This is a genomic window from Phenylobacterium sp. (assembly GCF_036402295.1).
Classification (GTDB): domain Bacteria; phylum Pseudomonadota; class Alphaproteobacteria; order Caulobacterales; family Caulobacteraceae; genus Phenylobacterium.
This window is the reverse complement of record NZ_DASWTE010000324.1, coordinates 1-11,645: the sequence shown is the minus strand read 5'-3', so window position 1 is coordinate 11,645 and position 11,645 is coordinate 1. Positions and strand designations below refer to the sequence as shown.

Sequence of the window (11,645 nt, the reverse complement as noted above, 5' to 3'; positions counted from 1 at the left end):
GAACCAGCGAAAAGCGGTTCGGGACCTTCTCGATGCAGTCTTCGACGGTGACGCGAGCCATGAAATCTCTCAAGGGCGGGGAGGTAGAACCGCGCAAGATAGAGGTTCGGCCGTTTTTGTGCAACGCCGCATAGGTCGCAGGACAGCGCGCGGGAACACCAGAACACCGATATCCCACTCGCTCGCTCGAGATTGTGGTCCGGGCCTAGAACTGTGGCGGGGACGATGGGGGAACAGGACGATGTCCGAACTGCTGCGTGCGCCGACCCGCGACTACCGTACCGTCATCATGGACAGCCACCGCTGGGACGGCTTCCAGCCCAGGCCCGGCGACATCGTGGTGGCCACCTATCCGAAGTGCGGCACCACCTGGACGCAGCGGATCGTGGACATGCTGATCCACCAGTCCACCGCGGCCCGGCCGATCATGGAAACCTATCCGTGGCTGGACGCGACGTTCTTCAATGCAGTTGAGGACGACCTTGCCAACCTGGAGGGCCAGTCCCACCGGCGATCGATCAAGTCGCACCTGCCGTTCGACTCCCTGCCCGTCTACGACGGCGTGAAGTACATCCACGTGGCGCGGGACGGCCGCGACGCCTGCTTCTCGTTCCACAACCACCAGCTGGGCTTCACCGACGAGGCCAAGATGCGCATCGGCGAGGCGGCGCGTACCCTGCTACCGCCTGGCGCGGAGCCACCCATGCCGCCGCCGACGCCGGAGGATCCGCGCGAGTTCTATCTGAACTGGATAGGGGAGGCCGAGGCGGGTGAGCGGGATGGGCCCGACGCCGACCTGCCGTTCTTCGAATATGAGATGACCTACTGGCGCGAGCGGCGGCGGCCGAACCTGCTGCTCGTGCACTACAATGACCTGAAGGCCGACCTGGCGGGCGAGATCGCGCGCATCTCGGCCTTCCTGGAGATCGACACCCGGCCAGGGAAGCTGTCGGAGATCGCCGAGGCGGCGCGGTTCGACAACATGAAGGCCCAGGGCGCCGACCTCCTGCCCACGGTCGGGGTGATGTTCGACCGCGGCCACGACCGCTTCCTGAACAAGGGGACCAACGGGCGCTGGAAGGACGTGCTGACGCCCGAGGACCTCGCGCGCTTCGACCGGTTGGCGCAAACGAAGTTCACTCCAGCGGCCCGGGCGTGGATCGAGGGCGGGCGCCACGCCGCGGGCGACCCGGCGGCGCTGCCCGACTGAGCCTCCGGGTCAGGTCCGGTTGAGCACTCGGTCCGCCACCTCTAGCAGCTCGGGCGAGAAGGCGTCGCCGAAGTCCTCGAGCTCGTAGAGCTGGCGGATCTCCAGTTCGACCTCGCCGTGGCCGTCGATCTGCGGCCAGCGCCTAGCCCACTCGAGCACGTGCGCGAGCGAGTCCGCTTCCACGACGGTGTAGCCGGCGACGATTTCCTTGGTTTCGGTGAAGGGGCCATCGACGACCAGCGGCTTGCCCTTCCGGAACTTGACCTTGGCGCCGGCCGAGGTGGGTTTCAGGCCGTCGCCGCCCAGAATCTTCAGGTCGCGGCCCATCTCCTCGTGGTAGCGCATCATCGCCTCGGCAAGCTCGCGGGTCGGCGCGACGGCGGCCTCGGTCTCGGCGTCGCCCTTGCGGATGATCATGAAGCGCATGGAAGTCCTCCAGTCGGCGGCGGTCGAAATGACGCCGTCCCTGCCCCAGGACGGCCGGTCGACGCAGGCGCCGACATTCTTAGACCGACTATTCCGCCGGTTTCGCGTCGATACCGATCGTCGCCCCGGCGGCCAGTTCGCGGGCGGTGCGGCCCGAGACGGGATGTCGCCAGTCCGGCGCGATCTCGGCCAGCGGGCCCATGACGAACAGCCGCTCGTGGGCGCGGGGATGCGGCAGCACCAGCCCCGGCGTGTCACGGACCTCGCGGCCGTGAGCGATCAGGTCGAGGTCGAGGGTCCGCGGCGCGTTCTTCGCTGCGCGTTCGCGGCCCATGTCCGCCTCCAGCCTGAGCAGGGCCGTAAGAACCTCTTCCGGCCCGGCGTTCGCCTCGACAAGCGCGACGCCGTTGCGGTACGGAGGAGCATTCGGATCGGGCCAGGCGGCCGAGCGCCACCAGGACGACCTATTGAGGATTTTCAAGCCGACCGCCGGGAAGCGCGCCAGAGCCTCTTCCAGCAACGCCTCGGACGAGCCGTAGCCGCCCGCCAGGTTGCTCCCGAGCGCAATGACGACCGCCCGGTCAGGCTGCAGGATTTTTGTCGATATGACCTTCTACCCCACCGATAAGCTCGCCCTGTTCATCGACGGGGCCAACCTCTACTCCGCCGCCAAGAACCTCGGCTTCGACATCGACTACCGGAAGCTGCTCGAGGAGTTCAAGAAGCGCTCGGTGCTGATCCGCGCCTACTACTACACGGCGCTGGTGGAGAACGAGGAGTACTCGCCGATCCGGCCCCTGGTCGACTGGCTGGACTACAACGGCTACCGCCTCGTGACGAAGTCGGCGCGCGAGTACGTGGACGGCTCGGGGCGCAAGCGCTTCCGGGGCGACATGGACGTCGAGATCGCCGTCGACATGATGGAGATGGCCGAGAGCACCGACCACATGGTGCTGTTCTCGGGCGACGGCGACTTCCGCAAGCTGGTGGAAGCCGTGCAGCGGCGGGGCTGCCGGGTGACCGTGGTCTCCACCGTGAAGAGCCAGCCGCCGATGGTGTCGGACGACCTGCGCCGGCAGGCCGACAACTTCGTGGACCTGGCCGACCTGGCCGACATGATCGGGCGGCCGGCGCGACTGCCCAAGTTCATCTCCGAAAACCGCGGCCACCACGTCGAACGCGACGATGCCGAGGACTGAGGTTCCGGCGGCCCCGGAGGCGCCTGCCGACTGCCCGCTGTGCCCGAGGCTCGTGGCCTACCGCGAGGCCAACAAGCTCTCGGTGCCCGGCGGCTTCAATGGCGCGGTGGCGTCTTTCGGCGATCCGGACGCGCGGCTGGTCGTCGTGGGGCTGGCGCCCGGGCGGATGGGCGCGAACCGGACCGGGCGGCCGTTCACCGGCGACGGCGCGGGCTGGATGCTCTACGAGACGCTGCTGAAGACCGGCTTCGCGCGGGGGACCTATGAGGCCCGGCCGGACGACGGGCTGACGCTGGTCGACTGCATGATCACCAACGCCGTGCGCTGCGCGCCGCCGGGCAACAAGCCCGAGACGTCGGAGGAGGCCAACTGCCGGCCGTTCCTGACCGCGCGGCTTGCGGCGCTGCCGCGGCTGAAGGTGATCGTGACCCTGGGCGACGTCTCGCGGCGCAACGTGCTGCGGGCGCTGGGGCTGAAAGCGTCGGCGGGGATCGCGGGGCACGGGGCCGAGTTCCCAGCGGGGCCCTATACGGTGCTCAACAGCTACCACTGCTCGCGGCTCAACACGAACACGGGCCGGCTGACGGGCGAGATGTTCGAGGCGGTGTTCCGGCGGGCGCGGGCTCTGATCGACGGGTAGCGTAGCTGCCACGATTGGCAGCAGGGCGACGGTATGATTGCGGCCATGGACCCGGCGCCCTTCACACCCGTCCGCGGCAGCTGCCTCTGCGGCGCCGTCCGCTTCGAACTCACGGGCAAGCCGATGAGCCTCAGCTACTGCCACTGCTCGCGTTGCCGCAAGCAGGCGGGCCTCTCGGCCGCGGTGCTGATGGTGCGCCGCGGCGACTTCCGTCTGTTGAGCGGCGCCGAGCACATCCGCCGCTACACGCCGGCGGCGCCGTTCAAGCACGTGCGGGCCTTCTGCGGGACCTGTGGCTCGCCGCTGGGCGAGCCGTCGGAGGACCACGAGGTGTTCCCGATCGCCGCCTCGGCGCTGGACGACGATCCCGGCGTGCGGCCTGTGCTGCACCAGAACACCGCCGCCCTGCCCGCCTGGCACATGCTGCCGGACGACGGCGTGAAGCGGATGGAAGGGACCTACGGCGGCTGAGCCCTTGCCTCGTCCTGCGCCCGGCGCGAACGTGCCCGGGGTGCAAGGGGCCAGACCATGATCTTCGAGCAGGTCGCGACCGGGGGCTGCCAGTCCTACCTGATCGGCTGCGAGGCCACCCAGGCGGCGGTGGTGATCGACCCTGAGCTTTCCCGCATCGACCTCTACCGCGGACTGCTGACGCGGCACGGGCTGGCGCTGAAGTACGTGATCGACACCCACACCCACGCCGACCACTTCTCGGCCAGCCGCGAGCTTGGGCGCGCGTTCGGCGCGCCAGTGGTGATGCACCGGCTGGCGCCGGCGCCCTACGCCGACATGCGCCTGGACGATGGCGACACGCTGATCGCCGGCGGACTGAAGCTGAAGGCGCTGCACACGCCCGGGCATACGCGGGACTCGATGAGCCTGCTGCTGGACGACCGGGTGTTCACTGGCGACACGCTGCTGATCGGGGGGACCGGACGGACCGACCTGCCCACCGGAGACCCGCATCAGCTGTACGAGAGCCTGTTCGAGGTGCTGCTGCGCCTGCCGCCCGAGACCAAGGTCTATCCGGCGCACGACTACAAGGGCCGCAGCCACTCTACGATCGGCGCCGAGAAGGCCGAGAACCCGCGGCTGCAGAAGACCGACCGGGCCGACTTCGTGGCGATGATGGAGGCGCTCGACCTCTCGGCGCCCACGCACCTGACCGAGGCGCTGCGCACCAACATGAGCGGCGGCAAGACGGTGGCGCAGCTCCTCAGCGAGGCCGCGGCCAAGACGCCGTTCATGTCGCTGGAGGAGCTGAAGGACCGGATCGGCGGCAACTCGCGCGATCTGGTCGTGCTGGACATCCGCGAGAAGGACGCCTTCGAGGCCGGCCGCGTGCCGGGGGCCAAGCACCTGCCGCGCGGCCAGCTGGAGCTTCGGGTCAACACCGAGCTGCCCGACCCCACGGCGCGGATCCTGACCTACTGCGAGTTCGGCAAGATCTCCACGCTGGCGGCGGCGACGCTGCGCGAGCTGGGCTACAGCCGCGCCGTCGCCCTGGACGGCGGCATGAAGGCCTGGCGGGACGCAGGCTATCCCGTCGAGAATTGACGCGCCGCGGCCGGCGGATAACGGTCGCCAGTCCCCAGAAAACGGATTCCCGAGTTTGCGCATTTCGACTCTCGCGTGCGGCCTCGCCGCCGCCCTCCTCGCCTCCTCCTCGGCGCTCGCCGCCCCACCGAAGGTCGATCCGGTCCTGCACGACAAGGCCCTGGAGATCCTGAAGAAGAGCATCGGCTTCCGGACGGTCATGGGGAGCGACCAGTTCGTGCCCTACGCCGAGTACCTGAAGGGCGAACTGATGGCCGGCGGCTTCAAGGCCGACGAGATCGTCGTCGAGCCGTTCGGAGGCTCGGCCTTCCTGATCGCGCGCTACCCGGGCAAAGACCCGAAGAAGCCCCCGATCGTGATCTCGGGCCACATGGACGTGGTCGAGGCCAAGCCCGAGGACTGGACCCGCGACCCGTTCACCGCGGTGGTCGAGAACGGCTACGTCTACGGACGCGGCGCCTCGGACAACAAGTTCGACGTTTCCACCATGGTGGCGCTGCTGGCCAAGCTGCGCCGCGACGGCTGGAAGCCCGGGCGCGACGTCGTGCTGGCGCTGTCCGGCGACGAAGAGACCAAGATGATCACCACCGCCGAGCTGGCGCGGCGGCTGAAGGGCGCCGAGATGGTGCTGAACATCGACGGCGGCGGCGGCGGCCTGAAGGACGGCAAGCCGACGGGCTACGGCGTCCAGGGCGCCGAGAAGACCTACGCCGACTATACGATCACCGTGACGGACCCCGGCGGCCATTCCAGCCGACCGACGCCGAGTAACCCGATCTACCGTCTGTCACGGGCGCTGGACCGGCTGGGCGCGTATCAGTTCCCGGTAATGTGGAACGAAATCACCCTAGCCTCGGCCGCCGCGCGGGCGCCGAACCTGCCCGAGCCCATCGGCAGCGCTTCGAAGCGCTTCGCCGAGAACCCCAGGGACGAGGAGGCGGTCAGGGTGCTGGCGGCCGACCTCAACATCAATCCCAGCCTGCGCACCACGTGCGTGGCGACCATGATCCAGGGCGGCCATGCGCCGAACGCCCTGCCCCAACGGGCCATGGCGACGGTGAACTGCCGCATCTTCCCGGGCGTCTCGTCCGAGGCCGTCCGCCAGGAGATCGCCAAGGTGCTGGCCGAGCCCACCGCCACGGTGACCCGCGTCGCCGACGACGGTTCGGTCGACAGCCCGGCATCCCCGCTGCGCCCCGACCTGATGGCGGCGGTGAAGAAGGCGGTGCACGCCCGTTATCCGGGCCTGCCGGTGGCGCCGTCGCAGGCGTCGGGCGCGACGGACAGCATGCACTTCCGCGCCGTCGGCATCCCCAGCTACGGCGTCTCCGGCATGTTCGGCGAGGCGGGCGAGTCGTTCGCCCACGGCCTCAACGAGAAGGCGCCGCTGGCGACGCTGGACGGCAACCTCTTCCACTACGAGTCGCTGCTGAAGGACCTGGCGAGGTAGCGGCCCGCTGAATTCCCTTCACTTCCGCCACGGCGCCGTGGGATTCTCCGGGTCAAAGAACATGTGATCCGGGAGGAATCCGATGCACGACCTGATCATCCGCGGCGGGACGATCGTGGACGGGACGGGCGGCGAGGCGTTCGTCGGCGACCTGGCCGTGGACGGCGACCGGATCGTAGCCGTGGGCAAGGTCGAGGGCTCGGCGAAGCGCGAGATCGACGCGGCTGGCCTGATCGTGACGCCCGGCTGGGTCGACATCCACACCCACTACGACGGCCAGGCCACCTGGGACCCGGTGATGGCGCCCTCGTCCTGGCACGGGGTGACCACCGCGATCATGGGCAACTGCGGCGTGGGCTTCGCCCCCGTGCGGCCGGACGCGCACGACTTCCTGATCGAGCTGATGGAAGGCGTGGAGGACATCCCCGGGTCGGCCCTGCACGAGGGCATCGATTGGCAGTGGGAGACCTTCCCCGAATATCTCGACGCGCTGGAGGCCAAGCCGCGCGCGATCGACGTGGGGACCCACGTTCCCCATGCCTCGGTGCGCGCCTATGTCCTGGGCGAGCGCTGCAACACCGACTACGAGCCCAACGCCGAGGAGATCGCCGAGATGGCGAAGCTCGTGCGCGAAGGCGTCGAGGCCGGCGCGCTGGGCTTCTCCACCTCGCGGACCCTGCTGCACAAGGACCTCAAGGGCGTGCACATGCCGGGCACCTTCGCGGGCTCGGACGAGATGCTGGCGCTGGGCATGTCGATGAAGGGCCTGCGCCACGGCGTGTTCGAGATGGTCTCGGACCACTTGGGCGACGACGACGAGTGGATGTGGGTGAAGGGCTTTGCCCAGGAGACGGCGCTGCCGGTGACACTGGTAGCCACGTCGGCCGCGGCCTACGAAGGCGACAAGATGTACAACATCGCCGAGGCAGCGCGCAGCCACGGGATGGACATCCGTCCGCAGATCGCCGGGCGGCCGACGGGCATCCTCCACGGCCTGACCTCCAGCTTCCACGTGTTCATGGCGAGCCCCACCTGGAAGGCGAAGCTGGCCGACCTGTCGCTCGAGGACCGCTTGGCTGCGATGAAGACGCCGGAGATCCGCGCGGCGCTTTTGTCCGAGGACAGCCCGCTGATCCGCGCGGCCGTGGGCGAAGGCGTCGCCGGCGACCTGGCCGTGGCGTTCGGCGGCAGCCTGCTCTGGCGGATCTTCCCGCTGGGCGAGCGGCCGAACTACGAGCCCGACCGCGAGGGCAGCGTGGCCGGCCTGGCCGAGGCCGCGGGCGTACCGCCGCTGGCGATGATGTACGACTTGCTGCTGCGCGACGGCGGGCGCGAGCTGTTCTACCAGCCGCTCGGCGGCTACGTGACGTACAACTTCGACTTCTTCCGCAAGAACATGCAGCATCCCAATGTCTTGTTTGGTCTTTCGGACGGTGGCGCCCACTGCGGGGTGATCGCCGACGCCGGCATGCCGACCTTCATCCTGAGTTACTGGGCGCGCGACCGGGTGAAGGGCGACCGCTTCCCGCTGGAGTTCCTGGTGCGCAAGCTGACCAGCGACACGGCGAAGGCCTATGGGCTGAACGACCGCGGACAGCTCAAGCCCGGCCTCTTGGCGGACCTCAACGTCATCGACTTCGCCAAGCTGAACCTGCACCGGCCCGAGGCGATCCACGACCTGCCGGCGGGCGGCCGCCGCCTGGTGCAGAAGGCCGAGGGCTACCGCTACACCGTGAAGTCGGGCCAGGTGACGTTCCAGGACGGAGAGCACACCGGCGCCTTGCCCGGCGGCCTTGTCCGCGGCGGCCGCGAAGCAGTGATCCTGCCGATGGCGGCGGAGTAGCGCCTTCGCTCCCGCCACTTCGCGGGGGAGGCGCCCCTAATCAGCCAGCACTTCGCTGAGCACTCGCCCGGCGTTGGCGACGTCGCGCGGGTGGCCGCGGCTGGCGCCGGTGACGAGGATCAGCGCCTTCCAGAGCGTCCAGCCCCGGCCACGCGCCCACGTTTCGCGATCGAGCGGCAGAGCGGCGCGGAAGGCCGCCCTCGCCTCGCCCGTGAACACGGTCCAGGCGATGGCGAGGTCGCAGGCCGGGTCGCCGACGCTGAGGCAGCCGAAGTCGATGACCGCAGACAGGCGGCCGTCCCGCAGGAGCAGGTTGCCGGCCGCGATGTCGCCGTGCACCCACACCGGCGGACGCGTCCAGGCGCTGGCCACGGCCTCGTCCCACAGCGCGGTGCAGGCGCCGGCGTCGGCGCGGCCGTCGAGGCGGGCGATCGCCTCGCGGGTCTGGGCGTCGTAGGTCGAGAGCGGACCACCGCGCCAGAAGCTGTGCGGGCCCGCCGCGGGACCACCGGTCGTATCCAGGCCGTTGAGGGTGGTCTCGAAGGCGGCGAGATCGCGGGCCAGGGCAGCCATGTCAGCGGGCGGCGCGGCGGCGAGGGTCTCGCCCTCGATCCAGCGATAGATCGACCATGCCCAGGGATACACATCGCTCGGCCGCCCGAGCCCTGCCGGCGCCGGGATGGGCAATGGGAGACCCTCCGCGAGCCTCGGCAGCCAGGCCTGCTCCTTTTGCACCTGAGCGACGTACGGCTGGGCGCGCGGCAGGCGGACCAGCAGGTCTGGGCCGAGGTGGAAGGCCTTGTTGTTCCAGCCTTGTACGGCGATGGGCTCGATCGGCAGGTGGACCCACTGCGGGAACTGCGCGGCGACGAGGCGACGGACGAGGTCGGCGTCGATCCGCGGCGGTTCGCTCACCGCCAGTACCGATACCGCCAGGCCTCTTCGAAGCCGGCGCGGCGGTAGAGGTTCTGGGCGGGGTTGCTCTCTTCCACCTGCAGGAAGATGCGGTCGACCTGGCGCGCCATCGCGGCGGCGCCGAAGAGGGCCAGGAGCCGGCTGGCGAGACCGGCGCCACGGCGATCGATCGACGTGCGCATGCCATGGATGCCCGCCCAGCCGAAACCGAACGTGACCACGCCCACCGCCACGGTCTGGCCGCCCTCGCGGGCGGCGCCGTAGAGAGCGTCAGGGGCCGCGCTGAGGCGCTTCACGCGGTGGGCGCCGTCGGCAGGATCGAAGCCCTCGCCCAGGAAGACCCGGCCCCAGGCCTCGTCCGGGCGGTCCAGCAGGTCGGCGAACGGCGCGGCGAGCGCCGCCACGCTCTCCGCCGGCGCGGTCATGACGACGGTGGTCTGGGCGCTGTGATAGCCGCGGCGCAGGATCTCGGCGGTGAGCGGCTTCAGCCCTTGGGCCTCGGCGATCCGGAACGCCGGTGGCAGGCCGCGGTCGCGGTAGGCCGCCTCCACCTGCGAGAGCGCCGAGGCGTCGAGGTCGTGGCGCAGCGGGACGGCGCTCTTGGCGCGGCTGATCGTGCCGTCGTCGAGGGCCACCAGCCAGCCGTCGATCTCCAGCACCTCGGGCGGCGCGACAGCGGCCACCGTCGCGCGTTCGAGGCTCTCGATGTCGGCAGGCGAGAGGCTGGTCACCCCTTCTCCCGCATCAGTCGGGCCTTGTCCCGTTGCCAGTCGCGTTCGGCGACGGTCTCGCGCTTGTCCCGGGTGTTCTTGCCCTTGGCCAGCGCGATCTCGAGCTTCGCCAGGCCCTTGTCGGACCAGTAGAGCCGGGTCGGGATCAGGGTGCGCCCTTCCCGCTGGACGGCGCCGATCAGCTTCTCGATCTCGCGGCGCTTGAGCAGCAGCTTCCGGTGCCGGCGCGGCTCGTGGTTGAAGTGCGGGCCGGCCTGGGCGTAGGGCGGGATGTCGGCGTTGATCAGGACGATCTCGTTGTTCTCCACCGCCGCGTAGCTCTCGGCGATGTTGGCCTTGCCGTTGCGCAGGCTCTTCACCTCGGACCCGGTCAGGGCGATGCCCGCCTCGAAGGTCTGTTCGAGGAAGTAGTCGAACCGGGCGCGCCGGTTCTCCGCGATCAGCTTGCCGGCCATCAGACCAGGCCCGCTTCCCGCATCCCGGTGAGCACCTCGGCGCGGGCGGCTTCGGAACACGGCACGATCGGCAGCCGCACCTCGTCCGTGCAGAGGCCGAGCTCGGCCATCGCGAACTTGGCCGGCGACGGCGAGGCGTCGGCGAACAGCGCCTTGTGCAGCCGGATCAGCCGGTCCTGGGTGTAGAGCGCGCCCTGCCACTGGCCGGACAGGGCGTCGTTGTAGAGCTGGGCGCAGAGCTCGGGGGCGACATTGGCGGTGACGGAGATGCAGCCGTGCCCGCCCTGGGCCACGTAGCCCAGGCCGCAATCGTCGTTGCCCGACAGCATCACCCAGTCCTCGCCGCATTCCACGCGCTGCAGGCTGGCGCGGCCCAGGTCGCCGGTGGCGTCCTTGATACCCACGATGTTCGGCAGCTTGGACAGGCGGGCCAGGACGGCGTTGGAGATGTCCACGCTGGTGCGGGCCGGCACGTTGTAGACCAGCACCGGCAACTGCACGGCGTCGTTGATCGCCTTGTAGTGGGCGTAGAGCCCCTCCTGGCTGGGCCGGTTGTAGTAGGGCGTGACCACCAGGGCCCCATCGGCTCCGACCTTCTTGGCGTGCTGCACCAATTCGATGGCCTCGGCCGTAGAATTGGAGCCGGCGCCGGCGATCACGGGGACGCGGCCTTTCGCCGTTGCGACACAGAGCTCCACGACTCGGCGGTGCTCCTCGTGGGAGAGGGTGGCGGTCTCGCCGGTGGTGCCGACGGGGACGAGGCCATGGACGCCGCCAGCGATCTGGCGCTCGACAAGGGACACGAACGCGTCCTCGTCGACCGCGCCATTGCGGAAAGGCGTCACGAGCGCCGGCAGGACGCCGCGGAAGAGAGGTTCGGACATGTCAGCTATGTTAGGGTGCGCAAAAGACCGTGAAGTTGCCGCCTGGTGAGGCGACGTTCAGATTTGGCCGGACAATATGTTGCCGCGGGCTTAGCCCGCAATGTCGATTCCGTGCATCCCCGAGTCGGGGGGAGATAGTTGGACCTGAGAATTCGTAACGCCCTGCTCGTCGGCTGCGCCGCGCTTGCCGCGACGGCGGTCGCGCACGCCCAGACTCCCGACCCCATCGGCGCGCTGCTGGGCGATCCGCAACCGCAGCTTCCGGCCGCGCCGCAACCCTATGCCGCAGTGCGCCAGACGGTGTCTCGCCCGCTGAACGCCACCGATCAGGCCCT

Annotated in this window: 13 protein-coding genes and 1 pseudogene; 8 read left to right on the top strand and 6 right to left on the bottom strand. The window is 69.6% G+C overall.

What is annotated here, in order from left to right; translation table 11 throughout:
- Positions 1-241: 241 nt before the first annotated feature.
- Positions 242-1,210, top strand: coding sequence for a sulfotransferase domain-containing protein (locus tag VGD44_RS19500; protein ID WP_331090042.1), 969 nt, complete (start codon positions 242-244; stop codon positions 1,208-1,210).
- A 9-nt stretch (positions 1,211-1,219) separates the two neighbouring features.
- Here VGD44_RS19500 and VGD44_RS19495 read toward each other — a convergent pair whose 3' ends face one another.
- The gene (locus VGD44_RS19495; protein WP_331090041.1) at positions 1,220-1,636 is read right to left on the bottom strand and encodes a YciI family protein; all 417 of its coding nucleotides are present in this window, start codon (positions 1,634-1,636) and stop codon (positions 1,220-1,222) included.
- Between the two features lie 88 nt (positions 1,637-1,724).
- Positions 1,725-2,204 (bottom strand): 2-amino-4-hydroxy-6-hydroxymethyldihydropteridine diphosphokinase, encoded by a 480-nt coding sequence (gene folK, locus VGD44_RS19490; RefSeq protein ID WP_331090043.1) that lies wholly within the window; start codon positions 2,202-2,204, stop codon positions 1,725-1,727.
- A gap of 37 nt (positions 2,205-2,241) precedes the next feature.
- Here folK and VGD44_RS19485 point away from each other — a divergent pair, with 37 nt between their 5' ends.
- The 6 genes from VGD44_RS19485 to VGD44_RS19460 all read left to right on the top strand — a co-directional run bounded on the left by VGD44_RS19485 (position 2,242) and on the right by VGD44_RS19460 (position 8,325).
- The gene (locus tag VGD44_RS19485; RefSeq protein WP_331090040.1) at positions 2,242-2,835 is read left to right on the top strand and encodes an NYN domain-containing protein; all 594 of its coding nucleotides are present in this window, start codon (positions 2,242-2,244) and stop codon (positions 2,833-2,835) included.
- Positions 2,822-3,475, top strand: coding sequence for a uracil-DNA glycosylase (locus tag VGD44_RS19480; protein WP_331090039.1), 654 nt, complete (start codon positions 2,822-2,824; stop codon positions 3,473-3,475). Before VGD44_RS19485 ends, VGD44_RS19480 begins: the two co-directional genes overlap by 14 nt.
- A 45-nt stretch (positions 3,476-3,520) precedes the next feature.
- On the top strand, positions 3,521-3,946 hold the full coding sequence (locus VGD44_RS19475) for a GFA family protein (RefSeq protein ID WP_331090038.1): 426 nt from the start codon (positions 3,521-3,523) through the stop codon (positions 3,944-3,946).
- Positions 3,947-4,003: 57 nt separating this feature from the next.
- Positions 4,004-5,032, top strand: coding sequence for an MBL fold metallo-hydrolase (locus VGD44_RS19470; protein ID WP_331090037.1), 1,029 nt, complete (start codon positions 4,004-4,006; stop codon positions 5,030-5,032).
- 55 nt (positions 5,033-5,087) lie between these two features.
- A complete protein-coding gene (locus VGD44_RS19465; protein WP_331090036.1) occupies positions 5,088-6,482 on the top strand; it encodes a M20/M25/M40 family metallo-hydrolase in 1,395 nt (464 codons plus the stop codon).
- A gap of 82 nt (positions 6,483-6,564) precedes the next feature.
- A complete protein-coding gene (locus VGD44_RS19460; RefSeq protein ID WP_331090035.1) occupies positions 6,565-8,325 on the top strand; it encodes an N-acyl-D-amino-acid deacylase family protein in 1,761 nt (586 codons plus the stop codon).
- 36 nt (positions 8,326-8,361) lie between these two features.
- Here VGD44_RS19460 and VGD44_RS19455 read toward each other — a convergent pair whose 3' ends face one another.
- The 4 genes and pseudogenes from VGD44_RS19455 to dapA all read right to left on the bottom strand — a co-directional run bounded on the left by VGD44_RS19455 (position 8,362) and on the right by dapA (position 11,310).
- The gene (locus VGD44_RS19455; RefSeq protein ID WP_331090034.1) at positions 8,362-9,240 is read right to left on the bottom strand and encodes an aminoglycoside phosphotransferase family protein; all 879 of its coding nucleotides are present in this window, start codon (positions 9,238-9,240) and stop codon (positions 8,362-8,364) included.
- A complete protein-coding gene (locus tag VGD44_RS19450) occupies positions 9,237-9,971 on the bottom strand; it encodes a GNAT family N-acetyltransferase (protein WP_331090033.1) in 735 nt (244 codons plus the stop codon). Before VGD44_RS19450 ends, VGD44_RS19455 begins: the two co-directional genes overlap by 4 nt.
- Positions 9,967-10,426: pseudogene (gene smpB, locus VGD44_RS19445) on the bottom strand (SsrA-binding protein SmpB); the annotation flags it as partial. The gene VGD44_RS19450 and the pseudogene smpB, both read right to left, overlap by 5 nt.
- Entirely contained in the window at positions 10,426-11,310 is an 885-nt protein-coding gene (gene dapA, locus VGD44_RS19440) for a 4-hydroxy-tetrahydrodipicolinate synthase (protein ID WP_331090031.1), read from the bottom strand. The pseudogene smpB and the gene dapA, both read right to left, overlap by 1 nt.
- 138 nt (positions 11,311-11,448) lie before the next feature.
- On the opposite strand from dapA, the gene VGD44_RS19435 reads away from it, so the two are divergent.
- Positions 11,449-11,645, top strand: a 197-nt coding sequence (locus tag VGD44_RS19435; protein ID WP_331090030.1) for a hypothetical protein, incomplete at its 3' end; no start/stop codon positions are given.